The organism is Nonomuraea sp. NPDC047529 (assembly GCF_040642995.1).
Taxonomy (GTDB): Bacteria; Actinomycetota; Actinomycetes; order Streptosporangiales; family Streptosporangiaceae; genus Nonomuraea.
This window is the reverse complement of sequence record NZ_JBEYTJ010000023.1, coordinates 141,174-159,639: the sequence shown is the minus strand read 5'-3', so window position 1 is coordinate 159,639 and position 18,466 is coordinate 141,174. Positions and strand designations below refer to the sequence as shown.

Here is an 18,466-nt window from a genome sequence, read left to right as displayed (position 1 = left end):
GCCGCACCTCCTAGTCGAACTCGTCGTACAGGTGGAACCCGTCTAATCGGACCTGGTCAACCGGGTTGCGCGGGAGAAACGGTGAGTGGACGGGCCGTTTGTGGCGGACCGTTCCACAAATCCCGTCCCACCTTATGCGCCTATTTTCTACCCAGTCCCACCAAAACGATCACCTCCGTGACACCCTCGCCTGGCCCACAGGAACCAGACCAGCATGCTTGAGCCGGATTGGCGAGACCTCTCTAGCGAGATTTCCCGCACTTCTCGCCTGATTTATCCAGAAATAGCACTGACTGACCGCTTTTTGGATATATACAACACACCAATCGCATACACCCCGAGCTGCACCACCGTTCCCGACAACGCCTGCCACGGGATCGCCGTCTTGCCCTGGTCCAGCGCGTCCTGGAGGCTGCCAGAGGCCGCGCTGAGCCCGAAGGCCAACATGTTGTTGATCACGTGCAGGGCGATCGGCGCCTCCAGCCCCCCGGTCCGTACGGCCAGCCAGCCCATCACCGCCCCGAAGGCGAACACGTCGAGCAGCCCCACCCACGAATAGCCGTGCAAGGACGCGAACAACAACGACCCGAGAACGATCGCCCACACCGGATTCCGCACGTGCACCCCGACCGCCTGGACGAACCAGCCGCGGAAGATGTACTCCTCGGTCGCCGCCTGGAACGGCACCAGCAACACGATCACCACGAGGGCGGGCAGGAACCGCTCCCAGCCGACCCAGCCGAACAGGTCGGAGTACTCCTCGCCGGACAACGACAGGGCCGTGACCTGCGCGATCTGCCCCAGCACCAGGGCGAGCACGGCCAGGCCGAGACAGCGCAGCAGCCACGACCAGCGCAGCCGTCCCGCGACCGACGACAACGTGCCCGGCCGGCGGCGCTGGACGAGCGCGGCCGTACCGAAGACGAGGGGCAGCACGGCCGCGATCGACAGCAGCACCATGACCAGCCCGAACACCGGATCGCCGAAGATCTGCCCGGGGTCGGTCGGCACGGGCAGGCCGAGGATCCACTCGATCGCCTTGCCCACGAGCAGCACGCCGGTGCCGATGACGAAGAACCCGAGGCCGACGACGATCGTGCCGACGACGGCCCGCCACGGCTCGTTCGCCGGAGTGCGGGCGAGATGGTCGTAACGCGCACCCTGCGGCGTCGGCAGGAACCAGGACCGCTGGTGCGGCACGGGCGGCTGCGCATAAGGATAGACGGGCGGCCCAGGCGGCTGACTGCCATATGGCGAATTCGGTCCAGGGTTCTCCTGCATCCATACATTCTGTCTGCCGGGTGAGCATAAGTTCACAGACGGCTCACCCCTTTGGGCGGATGCTCGGATTCGTACGGCATTCCGACCCTGGGAGCAGTCCATGTCAAGGCTGGGACCTTTCATCACCCTGGCGGCGGGCGCAGTCCTCGCCGCGGGGCTGGGTGTCGCCAGCATCACCGCGACACCGGCGCCCGACACCGCAGCCGCCGCCGCGCCGACCCCGCCCCCGCCCCCGTCCCTCAGCTCGTCCCCGACTTCGTCGCCGTCGCCCTCGCGGACGGAGGCCGAGAAGATCCCCAAGGCCGACTACGGCGGGTACGTCAAAGGCAACGGCGGCCTGATAGCGATCTCCGTCCGCGACGGCACGGCCGTCGGCTACTTCTGCGACGGCAAGGCCGAAGCCTGGTTCAAGGGCGGCGAGGCCGGCGGCAGGGTCGTGCTGAAGGGTCCGGGCACGGCTCGCGTGACGGCCACGCTCGGCGGCGGACGGGCCAGGGGCAGCCTGACCGTCGGCGGCTCCAGGTGGAGCTTCAACGCGCCCGCGGTGGTCCGGCCGTCCGGGCTGTACCGGGCGACCGCGCAGGTCAGAGGTGCCAGGCTGCGGGCCGGCTGGATCCGCGTCCCGCGTCCGGGCGGCGGCTACGACCAGGTCGGCGCCGCCTTCGTGGGCCAGGACCAGGTGCGGATCCCCCCGCTGGACGCCGGGCGGCCGACCACCCCCGTGACCGTCGCCGGCGCCACGGTCCGTCCGCAGGACGTCGACGACTTCATCGAGGAGATGCAATGACCGCCATCCAGCAGCCGTCGCACCGGACGGCCACCGTGCTCCTGGTCCCGCTGCTGGCCGGCGGCCTGGTGGCGGTGGCGCTCGGCGTCTACGGCCGGGCGCACACGCCCACCGGGTTCGCGGTCGGCCCGGCCGGGTTCTCCGGCGCGCTGCCGATGAAGGCGTGGCTGACGACGGGGGCGTTCGCGCTGGCGGTCGTCCAGGTGGTCTCGGCGCTGTCGATGTGGGGCAGGCTCGGCGTCGAGATCCCGGCCGGCGTCCACCGCTGGTCGGGGCGGCTCGCGTTCCTCCTGACGATCCCCGTCGCCTTCCACTGCCTGTACGCCCTGGGCCTCCAGTACGACGTGCCGCGCGTGCTGGCCCACTCGCTGCTCGGCTGCTTCTTCTACGGCCTGTTCACGGCGAAGATGCTGGCGCTGCCCAGGCGCGGCGCACCGGGCTGGACGCTGCCCGTGCTCGGCGGCCTGGCGTTCACGGCGCTGACCGGGCTCTGGCTGACCTCGTCGTTCTGGTTCTTCACGGCGGTCGGCGTCAAGGTGTGAACGACTTCGTCCTGCTCAGACCGGCCGCACGGCCCTTGGCGGCCACGACGAGCGCCATCTTGCGGGACGCCTCGTCGATCATCTCGTCGCCCAGCATGACCGCGCCGCGCCGCTCCACGGTGGTGTAGTGCTCGTACGCCTCCAGGATCAGCTCGGCGTGGTCGTAGTCCTCCTGGCTGGGTGAGAACACCTCGTTGGCCGCCTCCACCTGCAAGGGGTGCAGCACCCACTTGCCGTCGAACCCGAGGGCGGCGGCCCGGCGGGCGACCCTCCGGTAGCCCTCGACGTCCTTGATCTGGAGGTAGGGGCCGTCGATCACCTGGAGGTCGTGCATCCTGGCGGCCATCAGCAGGCGCATGAGGATGTAGTGGTAGGCGTCGCCCTCGTCGTAGCCGGGCGGCTGCTCGCCGACCACGAGGGTGCGCATGTTGATCGAGGCCATGAAGTCGGCCGGCCCGAACACCAGGGCCTCCAGCCTTCTGGACGACCCGGCGATGGCGTCGACGTTGACCAGGCCCCGGGCGTTCTCGATCTGGGCCTCGATGCCGATGCGGCCGACCTCGTAGCCCATCGACCGCTCGATCTGGGTCAGCAGGGTGTCGAGCCAGACGACCTCGGTCGGGTCCTGGACCTTGGGCAGGATCAGGCAGTCGAGGAACTCCCCCGCGCCCTCCACGACCTCAATGACGTCCCGGTACGTCCACATCGTGGTGAGGTCGTTGACCCTGACCACGCGGGTCTTGCCGGTCCAGTCGCCCTCGCGCAGCGCGGTCACGACGTTCTTGCGGGCCTCGTCCTTGGCCAGGGGCGCGACGGAGTCCTCAAGGTCGAGGAAGACCTCGTCGGCGGGCAGGGTCTGGGCCTTCTCCAGGAAGCGGGGGTTGCTGCCCGGCACGGAGAGCACGGAACGACGTGAGCGCATGCGCCCACGCTAACGGCTGCGGGGACGCCTCCGGCAGGCGTCCCCCGTCTATGGGGACGATCAGCTGTTCCAGTAGCGCTGCTCGCGCCACGGGTCGCCGTAGTTGTGATAGCCGGCCCGTTCCCAGAAGCCGGGCCGGTCGCGGTCGAGCAGGCGCAGGCCCTTCACCCACTTGGCGGACTTCCAGAAGTACAGGTGCGGGACCAGCAGGCGGGCCGGGCCGCCGTGCTCGGCGGGCAGCGGGTCGCCGTCGAAGGTGTGGGCGATCCACGCCTTTCCGTCGCGCAGGTCCGCCAGCGGCAGGTTGGTGGTGTAGCCGCCGTGGCAGTACGCCTCCGCGAATTCCGCCCCGGTGTCCACGTCGTCGAGCAGGACGTCGAGCGACACGCCCTGCCAGTCGGTGTCGAACTTCGACCAGCCGGTGACGCAGTGGATGTCGGTGTGCGGGGCGCTCTGGGGCAGGTCCAGCAACTCGTCCCAGGTCCAGGTGCGTTCCCGGCCGGCCTCGGTGACCAGGGTGAACGTCCAGTCCGCGGTGTCGAGGCGGGGCGTCGGGCCCGCCGACAGGACGGGGAAGCCGGTCGTGAGGTACTGGCCGGGCGGCAGCCGGTCGTCGTGCCCGCCACGCCCCTTGAAGCCCTTGGAGACGACGGCCACGGTCACCGCCCTCCCTGCACGGACGTCTCCAGCATGCTCAGGCCCGGCATCGCGGCCATCATCCGGCCCGGCGCCTCCACCAGGGTCATGAGCACGTTGTCGCAGTTCGGGCAGCGCAGCACGGTGCCGGGGGCGGGGCCGTACACGGTGGCCTCCCCCAGCGGGCCGTTCATGCCGCACTGCGCGCAGACGCCCTGGGCCGCCGTCATGTCCCGGCCGAAGAACTGGGCCAGCAGGCCTGCCGCCGCGTTGCCGTCCACGGGTTGTTGCATGGTGTCTCTCCTAGCCGTACCGCTCGGTGCGGACGTCGGTGGGCGGGTAGCCCAGGGCGGTGAGGATCTCGGCGACGTGCTCGACGAACGCGGTCGGGCCGCAGACGTAGGCCAGCGGCTCGTGGGCGGGCGGCCAGGCCAGCCGGGCCAGTTGCGAGCGGTCCACGCGGCCCACGGGCTCGGGCCAGTCCGTCGGGGCCGAGCGGGTGTAGACGAAGCTCACCTCGCCGTCGGCGGACTCCAGCTCGTCGCGGTAGATCACCTGGCCGGGGTCGCGCACGGAGTAGATCAGCCGTACCGGGGTGCCGTCGCCCAGCCGGGCGCGGTGACGCAGCATCGAGCGCAGCGGCACCACGCCGGACCCGCCCGCGACCAGCAGCAGCGGCCGCCGGTCCGGCGCCGGCTCCCACACGAAGTAGCCGCCGATCGGGCCGCGCACCTCCACCTGGTCGCCGGCCTCGGCCACGTCCACCAGGTACGGCGACACCTCGCCGCCCGCCACCCTGGCCACGGTGAGCGCGGGCCGCTCGCCGGGCGCGCCGGCCAGCGAGTACGCCCGGGTCGCCTGGTAGCCGTCGTCGGCCGTCAGCCGCACGTCCACGTGCTGACCGGCGCGGTGTCCCGGCCAGCCGGGCACGTCGAGCAGCAGCGTACGCGTCTGGTCGGTCTCCGGGACGACCTCGGCGATCGTGGCCGGCTGCCAGGTCAGTCGTCGTAGTACCGCTGTTCCCGCCATGGGTCCCCGAAGTTGTGATAGCCGGACCGCTCCCAGAAGCCGGGGCGGTCCTCGTCCATGAGCCACAGCTCGTGGATCCACTTGGCGCTCTTCCACAGGTAGTGGGCGGGCACCAGCATCCGTACCGGGCCGCCGTGCTCGGGCGGGATCGGCGCGCCCTCGTAGGCGTAGACCAGCCACGCCTTGCCGTCCACGATCTCCTCGACCGGCAGGTTGGTCGCGTAGCCGCCGTAGCTGACGGCCAGCGCGTACCCCGCCGCCCGGTCGGCCCCGGTCAGCAGCCGGTCGAGGGACACGCCCGTCCAGGTGGTGTCGAGCTTGCTCCAGTGGGTGACGCAGTGGATGTCCACGGTGAACTGCTCGGCGGGCAGCGACAGCAGGTCCGTCCACGTCCAGGTGGGCTCGCCCGCGCCGCCCCTGACGGTGAACGACCACCGCTCGGTCCGGATGTGCTGCGTCGCCCCCGCCGTGAGCACCGGGAACCCCTCCGCCAGATACTGCCCCGGCGGCACCCGCCCGGCCAGCTCCGGCCGCGGCCGCCGGAAGTGTTTTCCGGCGAAGCCGCGCGAGACGATCCCCATGAATATGGTTCTTCCCGTCCCGGCGTCCACCGGAGACCATGAAAAGGCAGCGAGCATGCCAAGGGTCGACTACGGAAGGCGCCGATCGCACTGTCAGCACAGAAGGGCGGACTCGTGAAGAATGCCGCGTCCGCAACTCTGTTCAGGCTAAGGTTGCGCCATGGCCCTGCTGCGCATGGCGGTCGAGAACTATCGTTGCTTCAAGGAGCGGCAGGAAATCGACCTCGCTCCCATCACGGTGGTACTTGGCAAAAACAATTCCGGCAAAAGCGCGATAACACGTCTCCCACTCCTGCTTCAGACCGGAATTCACACCACCTCGTCTCTCCCTCTTGACCTTGACGCCCTCGGCGACGATCCGCCCGACTATCTGGACCTGGTCCATGGCCGTAATGTGCACCGCGCTCTACGTCTGGAGTTCGTGGCCGGTGGGGCGAAGAGGTCGGTCGAGGTGAAGGCGAAGATCCAGAACATAGCGGAGCGGCAGATCCAGTTCGTCAGCGAACTGGACGTCGTCGACGGACGCCATCACCTGCGGTTGGAGTGGCTCGCCAGCGACCCTGGCCAGTCCTACGTGATGACCCTGGACAACGAGCCGTCGGTGGAGGTGGCGGTGGAATGGCGTGGCCTCGTCCCGGTCCTGACAAGTGCCCCCGACCCGAACCGTCCCTCAGGACACTGGTTCAACGACCTCAGGTACGACGTTCCTCGGTGTTTCGACGGCATCCGGTATCTGAGCGCCTACAGGCAGCGTCCCTCCCGGTTGACGCGCCTGCCGTCACGACACGCCGACGATGTCGGCTCAGCGGGTGAGCACGCGGCCGGCATGCTGGTGAACGACCACGTTCGCGGCGACCGCGTACTCCTTGATCAGGTCAATCGTCTGATCGGGGACAACCTGGAGGGCTGGCGGCTGGAGATCGAGCCACAGGGGCGCCTCTACTCGATCAATCTCCGCTCCCTGGCCACTCCGGATCTCAGTGTCAATCTTCTCGACTCAGGCACCGGGGTCGCACAGGTCTTGCCGCTGCTCGTACAGCGGGCGTACGAGATGGTCCATAAGGAAGCAGGCCAGCGGCGGACTCTTCATGTGATCGAGGAGCCCGAACTCCACCTGCACCCAGCCTTCCACGCACTCCTGGCGGACCTTTTCATCGCGGGCGCCCGGCAGGGCACGGGCGGTCTTCTCATCGAGACCCACAGCGAGACCATGTTGCTCAGGCTGCGTCGCCGCATCGCGGAAGGACAGATATCGCCACGCGACGTGGCGGTGTACTTCGTGCACCACGGGGCGGGGTCCTCTAGGGTGCGGCGCATTGAGATCGATGACTTCGGCAATCTGGACTATTGGCCTGCGGGAGTCTTCTCCGAGGATTTCGAGGAGACGAAGAAGCTGGCCGAGGCGCAATTCACCCGCGGGAACAATGAAGATTGAGCTGACCAGCGAGGCGTTCACGGACGAGGCCTTCGAGCTGATCATCGAGCTGATGCGGTATTTCATCGAGAGCCGCCATGACTGGGTGGTCGCGCCGGAGCAGCTCGGCCACGTCAATGCCTATTTCCGGCAGTACGCGCCGAAGAAGGCCCAGGCATACGCGCTCATGGCAGAGAAGGGCATGGTCAGCCAGGCCTGGGCCGGCAGTACGGCCAGCCCCTCCCGAACCGTGCGCATCAGCGGTGAGAGTCTTTCCGATCACGTTTCGGACCTCGGTAGACCGGCACGGTTCGTCGTGGAGAACCAAGAGGGTGACAGGGCGTTCATTCTGGCCCTCGCCTACGTCTTCGGCACCGATGAGATCGTCAAGGCTTGGACGAAGAACTGGTTGGAGTTCGTCCAAGGGGGCGGCAGCGGCGAGGTGCCCAAGGTCGTCAAGACCGAAGGCGAAGCCTTTCGCCGCGTCAAGCGCGTGGCTTTCCTGCTGGACAGCGACCGGTTGACGCCCGAAGAGCCTTCCAGGCATCAGGGCGCGCTGGCGAGGCTGGCCGAGTTAGGGGTGACGGGGCACATTCTGCGCTTCCGCGAGGCCGAGAACTACCTGCCCAACGGAGTCTTAGCCGCTGTTCGCGCCTCCCAGCCGGAACTCACAGCCAAGATCGACTGCTTGAAGGCCCTGTCCGTCGAGCAGCGAGGATACTTCGACTTCAAGAACGGCTTCTGGGACCGAAGGCTGGAATGTGCGCGTGTGCCCGAGGTTCAGGCGGAACTCTTCCACTCACTGCCCGACCGCGTGCGGGTGGGCCTGCGACACGGCTTCGGCGAAGGACTTACGCTGATCCTCGAGCAGGAGGCCAAGGCGGGCAAGCTCAAGAGGTCTGATTTCGACGCCCTCGGCCCCGACGTGTGCGAGGAACTGCAATCGCTGCTCGCACTGGTACGGGACATCATCTAGGAACGAGACATGGTTGGCAGGCAAGACGAACACGGACTGGACGGCCCCCCGGAGTACCCGGCGGCCACCGACGAGATCGGCGTACGCCCCGACGTCAATCTGCTGGAGACCCTCCTCGACCACGTCCGCAAGGGCGAACTACGCATTCCCAAATTCCAGCGCCCCTTTGTCTGGCGGCCCGACCAGATGCTCGACCTGTTCGACAGCATCGAACGTGGCTATCCCATCGGCAGCATGTTGCTCTGGGAAACGTCGGCGGAACTGGAGAGCCTCAGCATAGTCGGCGACTTGATGATTCCTGATGTGTCACCGGGCAGGAGCGTCACGTACATCCTCGACGGCCACCAGCGCCTGTCCACGCTGTACGCGACTCTTTACAGGCATGACACGGCGTACTCGAGCGATTCGGGCGACTGGATCTGGCACGTCTATCGGGTGCTCGGTCAGGGCGACAGCCGGATCAACCGGTACGTGCATTGGAAGAAGCCGGGGCCGCCGCCGGCGAACTACCTCCCTGTTCGTTCGGTGCTCAGAACCCTTGACTTTCTCGCCTACGCTCGCGACCTGGCCAAGAGCATCGGCGACGGCGCCTATTTCGACGAGTTGATCGAGGAAGCCGAGCAGGTCGCCCAGCGCATCAAGTCGTACAAGGTGTCGGTGGTGACGCTTCTGGGTGGGAGCCTCGCTCAGGCAGTCGAGGTCTTCTCACGGGTCAACAGCAAGGGCCAGTCCATGAGCCCTGACCAAATGGTGTCGGCTCTGACCTACAAGGGGCAAGGTGAGGAGAGTCTGGCCAACAGCATCGCAGCCATCCTCGACGGCGTCGCGGCCGAAGGTTTCGGCGAGATCAACTCGACCATCGGCTTCCGTGCGCTGCTGGCCGTCGCCGGCGAGGAAGAGGTGACCGGCGCGCATTGGGATGTCCTGGCGAGGCGCATGGAAGGAAAGGTCTCGCAGGCGGTCCAGGACACCGACGTGGCGTTGTCCCGGGCGGTGGAATTTCTTCGCGGCGACATCGGGGTTCCGCTCGCTCGGCTGATTCCGTACAACAACCAGCTGATGTTGCTCACTCTCTTTTTCCATCTGCGCCCCGATCCGTCCGACGAACAGATCGAGGTGCTCATCAGGTGGTTCTGGATCACCTCGTGGGCGGGGCACTTCGCGAGCGTGAACTCGACGACCAGCAGACAGTCCATCCAGGACATGCGCGCGTTCGCCACCGGACGAAAAAGGCTCCGTGACTTCGAGGGCGGGCAGGGCATGTTCGACTTCGCCGATCAAAGGGCCCGGCCGTATCCGGAGAGATTCGACCTACGCAGTGCGCGAGTGCGCGCCTATCTCCTCTGGGAGCTGAAGGAGTTCCCTCTGCGGAAGTCCACGGACGGGCAGTCCTATCAAGTTGTGGACACGATCCGTCGCCTCGACACGGCGGCATTTCGCAGAGTCTCCGGCAAGACCGGATTGGCCAACGGCTCGAATCCGGCGAACCGTGTGATCCTCGAGGTCGACTCCGGTGTCACGGCACGGGCCTATCTTCTGAGCATGCTCGATGTGTCATCGTCCGAGCACGGCGACCTCGGCGTGTCGCAGGAGGCGTACGCACGGCTGTCGGCCGGCGAAGACGACGCCTTCATCGACCTTCGTGCGGCCGAGCTGGCCCGTCGCGAACGGTCGTTCATCGATTCCATCGGCGCCGTGCCACCGCCCGCGTTCGCGGCCGACGCCGAGATCGACACCGAATGACGGGCGTGTCGGCCCGACGGTTCCAGCCGTGAATGCCTGAACGTTTCGGGTCCGGCCCAGCAGGCTCGCGAAACTCCAAGGTCGCGGGCTGACGATGGGCCGGACCCGACCGTCAACGCATGCACTTCCGCCAGGTACGCCTGCGAGGGTTACAGTCTGAGCGTGAGCGACGACATCGCGGCCATTGAGGAGGGCGCCAAGAAGTCCGGCATCCTCTGGCTCACCCTCGACCGCCCGCGCCTGGCCTGGCACGCCTGGCACGACGGCGCCATCTACCTCGTGACCGGCGGCGGCGAGCAGGACCTGCCGGGGCTCGGCGCGCTGGACCGGGTGCGCGTGACGCTGCGCAGCAAGGACAACGGCGCGCGGCTGGTGGAGTTCGACGCGGCGGTCTCGGTGGTCGATCAGGCCGCGGCGGCCGACGCCGTGGCGGTGCTGGCCAAGGAGCGGCTCAACGCCCCCGACAGCGAGCACCTGCCCGAGCGCTGGGCCCGCGACTCCACCGTCCTGCGCCTCACCCCGGAACGCTGACCCGGGAACGCCGGGTTCAGACCTGGGCGGTGACCTCGACGGGCCGGTCCGGGGCGGGGTCGGGCTGGGCGCCCGCGGTGGCCGTCTGGGCCAGCAGCGCGCCGCCGAGCACGATCAGCCCGCCGACGATCTGGAACACCCCCAGCGTCTCGCCGACCAGCGCCCACGCGACCACCGCGCCGCCGATGACCTCCAGCGAGGCGACCGTCGCGCCCACCGCCGCCGACAGCCGCTTCACCATGTTCATGCTCAGGATGTACGCCAGCGCCGTCGCCACCAGCACCAGCCACAGGTACGCCCCCAGCACCGGCAGCGTCGTGCCGCCCTGCGGGGCGACGGAGAGGGTGAAGGCCTCCCAGGGGATGTTCCAGGGCTGCGCGAACGGGACCAGCACGACGGCCGAGCCGATCATGCCCCAGGTGACCAGGCCGAGCAGGTCGATGTCGGGGCCCATGCTGTCGCCCATCAGGAAGTACCCGGCGCAGCACGCCCCGGCCAGCAGCCCGAGGAGCAGGCCGAACGCGTCCAGCCGCATGCCCTGCCACGCCTCGACGACGATCGCCAGGCCGGCGAACGCGATCACCGCGCCCACGTACGCGGCCTTGGCCAGGCGGACCTTGCGGACGAGCCTGACCCAGGCCACCACCATCACCGGGGCCATGAACTCCAGCAGCAGCGCGATCCCCACCGGCAGCCGGGTGATCGCGACGAAGTAGAGCGACTGCACGCCCGCCACGGCCATCACGATGTACAGCCCGAGGAACGGCAGCCGGGCGCGCGGGATGCGCAGCGCCCGCGGCTTGACCACCACGAGCACCGCGACCAGCAGCAGCCCGGCGCCCGCCATCCGCGTCCAGACGGCCTCGACCGGCGCCAGCCCGGCGGTGATGAGGTACTTGGCCATCGGCCCGGAGAACGCGAAACAACACGACGACACGAATGCCAGTGCGAGCCCCGTCAGCCTCATGGTTCACCTCTACGTGCAGTAATCAGCGTTAAATGCGTTTGATACTGACATGCCAGGCAACCGGGGCGCAACGGCGTCTCACTGTTAGCCTGGCCCACGTGAAGATCTTCGTGGCCCGGCTGGCGGGGACCCCCGTCTTCGACCCCACGGGCGATCAGATCGGCCGGGTGCGCGACGTCGTGGTGGGCCTGCGCCTCACCGGGAATCCCCAGGTCCACGGGATGGTCGTCGAGGTGCAGCCGCGCCGCCGGGTGTTCCTGCCGATCACCCGCGTGCGCCGCATCGAGGCGGGCGCCGTCGTCTTCACCGGACGGCTGAACATGCGCAGGTTCGAGCAGCGCGCCACCGAGACCCTGGTCATCGGCGAGATGCTCGACCTGTCCGTGAGCGTCGGCGACGAGCCCATGACCGTCTACGACGTCGCCATGGAGGAGCCCCTGCCCTCCCGCTGGGAGATCACCAAGGTCGCGCTCTTCAAGGGCCGCCGGCGCGAGCCCAGGACGGTCGACTGGAACGAGGTGTCCGGCTTCGACACCCTGCAGAAGGACCAGGGCGCGGCCGGCCTGATCGCCGCGTTCGAGTCGCTGCGCGCCGCCGACATGGCCAGCGCCCTGCACGAGCTGCCCAGCAAGCGGCGCATCGAGATCGCCCGCGAGCTCGCCGACGACCGCCTGGCCGACGTGCTGGAGGAGCTGCCGCCCGACGACCAGATCGGCATCCTCGGCACCCTCGAACCCGAGCGGGCCGCCGACGTCCTGGAGGAGATGAGCCCCGACGACGCCGCCGACCTGCTGCACGACCTGCCCGAGGACCAGGCGGCCAGGCTGCTGGCGCTCATGGAGCCCGGCGAGGCGGCCCCGGTGCGGCGGCTGCTGACCTACGCCGACGACACCGCGGGCGGCGTGATGACCAGCGAACCGGTCATCCTGCCGCCCAACGCGACGGTGGCCGAGGCGCTGGCCCACATCCGCCAGCAGGACCTGCCGCCCGCCGTCGCCGCCCAGGTCTACGTGACCAGGCCGCCCACCGAGACGCCGACCGGCACGTACCTGGGGGTCTCGCACTTCCAGCGGCTGCTGCGCGAGCCGCCCTCGACGCTGCTCGGCCGCGTGCTCGACCCCTCGCTCGACCCGATCAGGCCCGACTTCACCCTGCGCCAGGTCCACGCCTTCCTCGCCCACTACAACCTGGTCGCCGCGCCGGTCGTGGACGAGCTGGGCAGGCTGGTCGGCGCGGTGACCGTCGACGACGTCCTCGACCACCTGCTTCCCGACGACTGGCGCGAGGGGGACCACCGTGACCATTGACCGGCTCGACCAGCCTCGGGCGCTGCGCCGATCGCTGCGCCCGCACTACGACCCCGAGGCGTTCGGCCGCCTGTCCGAGCGCATCGCCCGCTTCCTCGGCACGGCCCGGTTCATCGTCTACATGACGGTGTTCGTAGCGATCTGGGTGATCTGGAACGTCGCCGCCCCTCCGGCGCTCAAGTGGGACCCGTACCCGTTCATCTTCCTCACGCTGATGTTGTCGCTCCAGGCCAGCTACGCCGCGCCGCTCATCCTGCTCGCCCAGAACCGCCAGGACGACCGCGACCGCATCCAGTACGAGCAGGACCGCGAGTCCGCCGACCGCAACCAGGCCGAGATCGAGTACCTCACCCGCGAGATCGCCGGCCTGCGCCTGGCCCTGAACGAGGTCGCCACCCGCGACTACCTGCGCGCCGAGCTCGGCCGGCTGCTGGAGGAGCTCAACAAGCGTCAGTGACGTCGAGCCGGGCCAGCAGCGCCCGCACCTCGCCGACGTCGCCCCCGCCCAGCAGGTCGAGGAACTGGCTCTTGACCCCGCGCAGGTAGGTGGGCGTGGCCTCGGCCAGCCGCGCGGCCCCCGGCTCGGTCAGCACCGCGAACAGCCCGCGGGCGTCGTCGGAGCACGCCTCCCGGCCGACCAGCCCGTGCCGCTGCAACCGGTCGATCAGCCGGGTCAGCCCGCTGCGCGTGAGCAGGACGCGGTCGGCCAGGTCGTTCATCCGCAGCCGCCGCCCCGGCGCCTCGGCGAGCTGCGCCAGCACCTCGTACGACGCCAGAGGCAGCCCGTGGGCCACGAGCAGCTCGGCCTCCAGGCGGCGGGCGATGCGCACCTGGGCCCGCTGCAACATCCGCCAGACCGCCAGTTCCTCGGCGGTGAGCCCCTCGTCGCGCAGAAGAGTCACGCAGTAACCTTAGACGTTGTTGCACAGACATCTAACAGCCACCCAAACAGCGCGGATTAACTCAGCGGCTCCCCGGGTTCATACCATGGAGGGGCATTTTCCGCTGGCTCCCAGCGCCTGTCACACATAGACCGACTAAGGAGGGACGGCACTCCCTCGTGCCGAGACTTCGATGGCACCAACCCAGGAACAGGTGACGGCCGCCCTCGCCACCGTCATCGACCCCGAGATCCGTCGCCCGATCACGGACCTCGACATGGTCAAGAACATCGAGATCGCCCCCGACGGCGCGGTCCGGGTGGGCGTCTACCTCACCGTGTCAGGCTGTCCGATGAAGGACACCATCACCCGCGACGTGAAGACGGCGGTCGGCAAGGTCGGCGGCGTGACGGACGTCCAGATCGAGCTCGACGTCATGAGCACCGAGCAGCGCAAGACCCTCCAGACCAAGCTGAGGGGCGACCGGGGGCCGGAGAAGGAGATCCCCTTCAACCAGCCCGGCTCGCTGACCCGCGTCTTCGCCGTCGCGAGCGGCAAGGGCGGCGTGGGCAAGTCGTCGGTCACCGTCAACCTGGCCGCCGCGATGGCCTCCAGCGGCCTCAAGGTCGGCATCGTCGACGCCGACATCTACGGTCACAGCATCCCTCGCATGCTGGGCGCCGCCGAGCGGCCCACCAAGGTCGAGGACATGATCATGCCGCCGTCGGCGCATGACATCAAGGTCATCTCGGTCGGCATGTTCAAGCCCGAGGGCAACACGCCGGTCGTGTGGCGCGGGCCGATGCTCGACCGGGCGCTCCACCAGTTCCTGGCCGACGTCTACTGGGGCGACCTCGACGTCCTGCTGCTCGACCTGCCGCCGGGCACCGGCGACATCGCCATCTCGGTGGCGCAGCGGCTGCCGTCGGCGGAGATCCTGGTGGTGACCACGCCGCAGCAGGCCGCCGCCGAGGTGGCCGAGCGGGCCGGTTCCATCGCCGCCCAGACCCACCAGCAGATCGCCGGCGTCATCGAGAACATGTCGTGGCTGCCCTGCCCCCACTGCGACGAGCGGGTGGCCGTGTTCGGCGAGGGCGGCGGCCAGACCGTCGCCGACGCCCTGACCCGTACTCTGGGCGCCCGCGTCCCGCTGCTCGGCCAGGTGCCGATCGACCTGCGCCTGCGCGAGGGCGGCGACGAGGGCAAGCCGCTGGTGCTGACCGACCCCGACTCGCCCGCCGCCGCGGAGCTGCGGAAGATCGCCGCCGGTCTGAGCAAGCGCTCCTCCAGCATCAAGGGCATGCAGCTCGGCCTCTCGCCCAACCGCTCCTGACCCAGAACGCCGGCGGGCCCGCTCAGCTTTCGCTGAACGGGCCCGTCCCGCGTCTGCAGGGTGTGTCAGGTGGCCTCGGAGTCGTAGGGGGGCAACTCGCCAACGGCGAGCTCCGACGGCGGCTCAGGCGCGTCGTAGGCCCCCACACCGGCCGGCTCCAGGTCTTTGGACCGACCGTTCCAGTCGTCCTCAAGGTCGTCGAGAAGGTGCTTGCGGACGAAGTTCTTCGGGTTGAGGTCGGCGGGGTCGAAGTTCTGGAACTCCGGCCCGAGACCCGCCCTCAGGTCGTCGCGCGCGTTGTTGGCCATGCGCCGCAGGTTGCGCAGTGTCTTGCCCGCCTGCGAGGCGGCCTGCGGCAACTTGTCAGGACCGAAGACCAGGAGCGCGATGACGATCAGCGCTCCGACCTCCATCCACCCGAGTCCGAACACCGTACGCTCCTACCCGCAGTCCACAATCCTCTCCACAGACTAAGGGCTCCAGCCCGTGGCCGGACCGTCCCCCCTGGGTCATATCACTCAGGACGGGGTGGGGGCCGGCAGGTCGTCGGCGACGATGGTGAGGGTGGCGGTGCGCTCCTGGCCGGCACGCTGGTACTTGACGGTGAGCTTGGCGCCCGGCGCCTTGCTGCGGATCAGGGCGATCAGCTCGTTGCCGTCCTGCAACGCCAGCCCGTCGACCTCCAGGATGACGTCGCCCGCCTTCAGCCCGGCCTTGTCGGCGGGACCGTTGGCGTCGACCGGCTGGCGGCCCTCGGCGGGCTCGGAGGCGATGCGCACGCCCTGGCCCTTGTAGTCCTTGTCCAGCACGATCCCGATCTTCGGACGCTTGGCCTTGCCCGTGGTGATCAGTTCCTCGGCCACGCGCCGCGTCTGGTTCACCGGGATCGCGAAGCCCAGGCCGATGCTGCCGCTCTGGCTGTTCACCGAACGGCTGAGGGTGGCGATGGCCGAGTTCACCCCGACCACCTCGCCCCGGCCGTTCACCAGCGGGCCGCCGGAGTTGCCGGGGTTGATGGCGGCGTCGGTCTGGATGGCGCTGATGTAGGCGGGCTCCTCGGTGGCGGCGCCCGTCTCGTCGCCGGCGATGACCGGACGGTTGAGCGAGCTGACGATGCCCGTGGTGACCGTGCCGCTGAGGCCGAGCGGCGAGCCGATGGCGATCACCGGGTCGCCCACCACGACCTGGTCGGAGTTGCCGAGGGTGATCTCCGGCGTGCCGAAGGTCTCCTCGGGCTTGACCACGGCCAGGTCGGAGCCGGGGTCGCGGCCGACGATGCGGCCCGCGGTGGTCTTGCGGTTGTTGAACATGATCTTGATCTCGCCGCCCTTGGCGGCCATGGCGACCACGTGGTTGTTGGTCACCACGTAGCCGTTCTTGATCAGGAACCCGGAGCCGGAGGCGCCCTCGGTGTTGGCACCGTTGCCGACCTCCAGCGAGACGACGCTCGGCAGCACCCGCGCGGCCACGCCGGCCACCGAGTCGGGCGCCCTGTTGGTCGCGCCCGTCGGGGCGGGGCCGAGGCTGTAGGAGGGGTCGGTGCCGCTGCTGCCCGACCTGGTCAGCAGGTACGTTCCAAGGCTGCCGAGCACGGAGGCGACCAGGGCGATGGCCACGGCGATCGCGATCAGCGCGCCGGGGTTGAGCCCGCGCCTGGGCAGCGCGCCCGCGCCGGGCCCGGCCGGCGGCGGCGCCCATCCCGGGCCCATGCCCAGGGCCTGACGAGGCGGCGGCGGCTGGTGACCGCCGTACGCGCCCATGAAGGGTGGCGGTTGCATCGGCCGCGGCCCGGTTTCGGCCGGCCCGAAGGACGGGTTCTCGTAGACCCGCGTGCCACCGGGGCTCTCGAACCCGCGCGGCCCGCCAGGACTCTCGAAGGACGGCCCCTCGTAGGCCCGCGTGCCCCCCTCATAGGGCGGCACACCCTCGGAGCGGCCCGACGGCTCGTACGGCGGCACACTCTCGGTACGACTCGACGGCTCGTACGGCGGCACGCCCGCGCTCTCGGAACGGCCCGACGGGTCGCCCCAGGACGCGCCGAACGAGGCGGGCGGGTCCGACCGCGGCTCGGTCGGCTCGGCCTGCTCGGCCCGCTCGCCCGGCTCGTCGGCGGGCAGGAACTCCGGCCGCCCCTGTGGTTCGGGGAAGTCCGACGTCGTGCGTCCTTCGCCCGAACGCGTCTCGTCGGTCATCTACGTCTCACCACTCCTTGCTCGGCCGCCGCAATCTTCGCTCTTGCGGCATACGAGGGTCATAAAAGGCTTTGTTTGCGACAAATCCCGAACCCAGATCGTATGCCCCAAGCATCGTCGACTACGCCACCCGAGTATTCCAGGCGAGCCCCCGGTTCAGGGCGTGGCGGTGGGCGGCGCGCTGGTGGCCGGCGACTGCTGGACCCGCCAGAGCTCGACCGGCGGCGACGGGGTGTGGCTCCCCGTGCCCGAGACCGCGAAGAACGTGCCGAGCGCCACGGCGGCGGACACCACGCCCACCGCGACGTAGGCCCCGCGCCGCCTACCGCCCCGACCAGGGCCCGAGGCCCCACCGATGGCGTCCCTGCGCGGGCGGTTGTCCAGGGGCGCGATGCTGTGGGGCCCAGGAATGGGCACTCCCCCGAACGTACGGGTAGGGAAAGGGCGCTCCCTCGGCGGCAGCGGCCCACCGGGCTCCGCCATGCGCAGCAGCGACATGGTCAGATCGGCCGGCATCGCCGGGCCGTCGAGCGACCGCAGGCGCGACTTCAGCGCCCGCATCGACTCGACCTCGCGCCGGCAGTCAGCACAGAAGGTCAGGTGGGCGAGCGCGCGATCGCGCTCGGTGTGGTTCAGCTCTCCGTCCACGAGCGCGGAAACGCGCTCTCCAAGATGAGCCATATCAGACTTCCTCCCCATTGATCACGGTCGGGGGGAGTTGGGTAGTACGGGGGGCCCGATGGTCGAGCGCCTCCCGCAACTGCGCCCGGCCACGGTGAATACGGCTTCGGACCGTACCCAGCTTGACGCCGAGCGTGGCCGCGATCTCCTCGTAGGACAGACCCTCGATGTCACACAGCACGATCGCGGCCCGGAACTCGGGGGCGAGCGCGTCGAGGGCGGCTTGGATATCGGGCTCCAGGTGGGCGTCGTCGAACGCCTGCGCCGGCGACGGCTCACGGCCGCGCAGCCGCTCGGCGGCGTCGTCGGCCAGCCCCTCGAACCGGATGCGCTGCTTGCGCCGCGCCATGTCGAGGAACAGGTTCGTCGTGATCCGGTGCAGCCATCCCTCGAACGTGCCGGGGGTGTAGCTCGACAGCGACCTGAAGACCCTGACGAAGACCTCCTGCGTGAGGTCCTCGGCATCGTGGACATTGCCGGTAAGCCGGTACGCCAGCCGGTACACACGTGCGGAGTGAGTCCGCACCACTTCCTCCCATGTGGGAGGCGTCCAATCAGACGACACGGGAGTATCCGCCTGGTGGTCGCTTTCGTCCACCAGCACTCCTCTCTCTGGGACCACCGCTACCGTCATAGTGCCTGGTTTCGTCCCTTCGTGCGCAC

The 18,466-nt window shown here is 69.2% G+C and carries 21 protein-coding genes; 9 read left to right on the top strand and 12 right to left on the bottom strand.

Going from position 1 to position 18,466, the window contains the following annotated elements:
* Window positions 1–273: 273 nt before the first annotated feature.
* The gene (locus ABZ815_RS31510; protein ID WP_357704307.1) at window positions 274–1,200 is read right to left on the bottom strand and encodes a CPBP family intramembrane glutamic endopeptidase; all 927 of its coding nucleotides are present in this window, start codon (window positions 1,198–1,200) and stop codon (window positions 274–276) included.
* Window positions 1,201–1,381: 181 nt separating this feature from the next.
* Between ABZ815_RS31510 and ABZ815_RS31505 the strand changes: the two genes are divergently transcribed.
* Together ABZ815_RS31505 and ABZ815_RS31500 are read left to right on the top strand one after the other, a co-directional pair.
* Complete coding sequence (locus tag ABZ815_RS31505; protein ID WP_357704305.1) at window positions 1,382–2,068, top strand: hypothetical protein; 687 nt, start codon at window positions 1,382–1,384, stop codon at window positions 2,066–2,068.
* Complete coding sequence (locus ABZ815_RS31500) at window positions 2,065–2,610, top strand: DUF6529 family protein (protein ID WP_357704303.1); 546 nt, start codon at window positions 2,065–2,067, stop codon at window positions 2,608–2,610. Before ABZ815_RS31505 ends, ABZ815_RS31500 begins: the two co-directional genes overlap by 4 nt.
* Here the strand turns inward: ABZ815_RS31500 and ABZ815_RS31495 are convergent.
* From ABZ815_RS31495 to ABZ815_RS31475, 5 genes are read right to left on the bottom strand one after another with little or no spacing between them, the layout of a single operon-like run.
* The gene (locus tag ABZ815_RS31495) at window positions 2,600–3,532 is read right to left on the bottom strand and encodes a CoA ester lyase (protein ID WP_357704301.1); all 933 of its coding nucleotides are present in this window, start codon (window positions 3,530–3,532) and stop codon (window positions 2,600–2,602) included. The two genes, ABZ815_RS31500 and ABZ815_RS31495, sit on opposite strands and share 11 nt — an antisense overlap.
* A 60-nt stretch (window positions 3,533–3,592) precedes the next feature.
* Window positions 3,593–4,189, bottom strand: a complete 597-nt coding sequence (locus ABZ815_RS31490) for a sulfite oxidase-like oxidoreductase (RefSeq protein ID WP_357704334.1) — start codon at window positions 4,187–4,189, stop codon at window positions 3,593–3,595.
* 2 nt (window positions 4,190–4,191) lie between these two features.
* A complete protein-coding gene (locus tag ABZ815_RS31485; protein WP_357704299.1) occupies window positions 4,192–4,461 on the bottom strand; it encodes a DUF6510 family protein in 270 nt (89 codons plus the stop codon).
* Between the two features lie 10 nt (window positions 4,462–4,471).
* Window positions 4,472–5,197, bottom strand: a complete 726-nt coding sequence (locus ABZ815_RS31480) for a ferredoxin reductase (protein ID WP_357704297.1) — start codon at window positions 5,195–5,197, stop codon at window positions 4,472–4,474.
* Complete coding sequence (locus ABZ815_RS31475; protein WP_357704296.1) at window positions 5,167–5,778, bottom strand: molybdopterin-dependent oxidoreductase; 612 nt, start codon at window positions 5,776–5,778, stop codon at window positions 5,167–5,169. The genes ABZ815_RS31480 and ABZ815_RS31475 overlap by 31 nt, the downstream gene beginning before the upstream one ends.
* Before the next feature lie 160 nt (window positions 5,779–5,938).
* Between ABZ815_RS31475 and ABZ815_RS31470 the strand changes: the two genes are divergently transcribed.
* The 4 genes from ABZ815_RS31470 (at window position 5,939) to ABZ815_RS31455 (ending at window position 10,442) form a co-directional block, all read left to right on the top strand.
* Window positions 5,939–7,213, top strand: coding sequence for a DUF3696 domain-containing protein (locus ABZ815_RS31470; protein ID WP_357704294.1), 1,275 nt, complete (start codon window positions 5,939–5,941; stop codon window positions 7,211–7,213).
* Window positions 7,203–8,168, top strand: coding sequence for a hypothetical protein (locus ABZ815_RS31465; protein WP_357704292.1), 966 nt, complete (start codon window positions 7,203–7,205; stop codon window positions 8,166–8,168). The genes ABZ815_RS31470 and ABZ815_RS31465 overlap by 11 nt, the downstream gene beginning before the upstream one ends.
* Window positions 8,169–8,177: 9 nt before the next feature.
* The gene (locus ABZ815_RS31460) at window positions 8,178–9,911 is read left to right on the top strand and encodes a DUF262 domain-containing protein (protein ID WP_357704290.1); all 1,734 of its coding nucleotides are present in this window, start codon (window positions 8,178–8,180) and stop codon (window positions 9,909–9,911) included.
* 162 nt (window positions 9,912–10,073) lie between these two features.
* Window positions 10,074–10,442, top strand: coding sequence for a hypothetical protein (locus tag ABZ815_RS31455; protein WP_357704288.1), 369 nt, complete (start codon window positions 10,074–10,076; stop codon window positions 10,440–10,442).
* 16 nt (window positions 10,443–10,458) lie between these two features.
* On the opposite strand, the gene ABZ815_RS31450 is transcribed toward ABZ815_RS31455, so the two are convergent.
* Window positions 10,459–11,409: an EamA family transporter gene (locus tag ABZ815_RS31450; RefSeq protein WP_357704286.1), complete on the bottom strand. Its 951-nt coding sequence runs from the start codon at window positions 11,407–11,409 to the stop codon at window positions 10,459–10,461.
* Window positions 11,410–11,513: 104 nt separating this feature from the next.
* Between ABZ815_RS31450 and ABZ815_RS31445 the strand changes: the two genes are divergently transcribed.
* Window positions 11,514–12,716, top strand: a complete 1,203-nt coding sequence (locus tag ABZ815_RS31445; protein ID WP_357704332.1) for a CBS domain-containing protein — start codon at window positions 11,514–11,516, stop codon at window positions 12,714–12,716.
* A complete protein-coding gene (locus ABZ815_RS31440; protein WP_357704284.1) occupies window positions 12,706–13,173 on the top strand; it encodes a DUF1003 domain-containing protein in 468 nt (155 codons plus the stop codon). The genes ABZ815_RS31445 and ABZ815_RS31440 overlap by 11 nt, the downstream gene beginning before the upstream one ends.
* Here the strand turns inward: ABZ815_RS31440 and ABZ815_RS31435 are convergent.
* Entirely contained in the window at window positions 13,157–13,618 is a 462-nt protein-coding gene (locus ABZ815_RS31435; protein ID WP_357704282.1) for a MarR family transcriptional regulator, read from the bottom strand. The genes ABZ815_RS31440 and ABZ815_RS31435 overlap by 17 nt on opposite strands.
* Window positions 13,619–13,790: 172 nt before the next feature.
* Between ABZ815_RS31435 and ABZ815_RS31430 the strand changes: the two genes are divergently transcribed.
* A complete protein-coding gene (locus ABZ815_RS31430; RefSeq protein WP_357704280.1) occupies window positions 13,791–14,930 on the top strand; it encodes an Mrp/NBP35 family ATP-binding protein in 1,140 nt (379 codons plus the stop codon).
* A 65-nt stretch (window positions 14,931–14,995) separates the two neighbouring features.
* Here the strand turns inward: ABZ815_RS31430 and ABZ815_RS31425 are convergent, their stop codons facing one another.
* The 4 genes from ABZ815_RS31425 to sigE all read right to left on the bottom strand — a co-directional run bounded on the left by ABZ815_RS31425 (window position 14,996) and on the right by sigE (window position 18,437).
* Window positions 14,996–15,361 (bottom strand): sec-independent translocase, encoded by a 366-nt coding sequence (locus tag ABZ815_RS31425; protein ID WP_357704278.1) that lies wholly within the window; start codon window positions 15,359–15,361, stop codon window positions 14,996–14,998.
* 87 nt (window positions 15,362–15,448) lie between these two features.
* Window positions 15,449–17,122, bottom strand: a complete 1,674-nt coding sequence (locus ABZ815_RS31420) for a trypsin-like peptidase domain-containing protein (RefSeq protein ID WP_357704276.1) — start codon at window positions 17,120–17,122, stop codon at window positions 15,449–15,451.
* A gap of 156 nt (window positions 17,123–17,278) precedes the next feature.
* Window positions 17,279–17,803, bottom strand: coding sequence for an anti-sigma factor (locus ABZ815_RS31415; RefSeq protein WP_357704274.1), 525 nt, complete (start codon window positions 17,801–17,803; stop codon window positions 17,279–17,281).
* Between the two features lies 1 nt (window position 17,804).
* Complete coding sequence (gene sigE, locus ABZ815_RS31410) at window positions 17,805–18,437, bottom strand: RNA polymerase sigma factor SigE (protein WP_357704272.1); 633 nt, start codon at window positions 18,435–18,437, stop codon at window positions 17,805–17,807.
* Window positions 18,438–18,466 lie beyond the last annotated feature (29 nt).

Coding starts and splice junctions, on each gene's coding strand:
- ABZ815_RS31505 (WP_357704305.1), top strand. CDS start 1,382: ATGTCAAGGCTGGGACCTTTCATCACCCTGGCGGCGGGCGCAGTCCTC.
- ABZ815_RS31500 (WP_357704303.1), top strand. CDS start 2,065: ATGACCGCCATCCAGCAGCCGTCGCACCGGACGGCCACCGTGCTCCTG.
- ABZ815_RS31495 (WP_357704301.1), bottom strand. CDS start 3,532: ATGCGCTCACGTCGTTCCGTGCTCTCCGTGCCGGGCAGCAACCCCCGC.
- ABZ815_RS31485 (WP_357704299.1), bottom strand. CDS start 4,461: ATGCAACAACCCGTGGACGGCAACGCGGCGGCAGGCCTGCTGGCCCAG.
- ABZ815_RS31480 (WP_357704297.1), bottom strand. CDS start 5,197: ATGGCGGGAACAGCGGTACTACGACGACTGACCTGGCAGCCGGCCACG.
- ABZ815_RS31475 (WP_357704296.1), bottom strand. CDS start 5,778: ATGGGGATCGTCTCGCGCGGCTTCGCCGGAAAACACTTCCGGCGGCCG.
- ABZ815_RS31470 (WP_357704294.1), top strand. CDS start 5,939: ATGGCCCTGCTGCGCATGGCGGTCGAGAACTATCGTTGCTTCAAGGAG.
- ABZ815_RS31465 (WP_357704292.1), top strand. CDS start 7,203: ATGAAGATTGAGCTGACCAGCGAGGCGTTCACGGACGAGGCCTTCGAG.
- ABZ815_RS31460 (WP_357704290.1), top strand. CDS start 8,178: ATGGTTGGCAGGCAAGACGAACACGGACTGGACGGCCCCCCGGAGTAC.
- ABZ815_RS31450 (WP_357704286.1), bottom strand. CDS start 11,409: ATGAGGCTGACGGGGCTCGCACTGGCATTCGTGTCGTCGTGTTGTTTC.
- ABZ815_RS31430 (WP_357704280.1), top strand. CDS start 13,791: ATGGCACCAACCCAGGAACAGGTGACGGCCGCCCTCGCCACCGTCATC.
- ABZ815_RS31420 (WP_357704276.1), bottom strand. CDS start 17,122: ATGACCGACGAGACGCGTTCGGGCGAAGGACGCACGACGTCGGACTTC.
- ABZ815_RS31415 (WP_357704274.1), bottom strand. CDS start 17,803: ATGGCTCATCTTGGAGAGCGCGTTTCCGCGCTCGTGGACGGAGAGCTG.
- sigE (WP_357704272.1), bottom strand. CDS start 18,437: ATGACGGTAGCGGTGGTCCCAGAGAGAGGAGTGCTGGTGGACGAAAGC.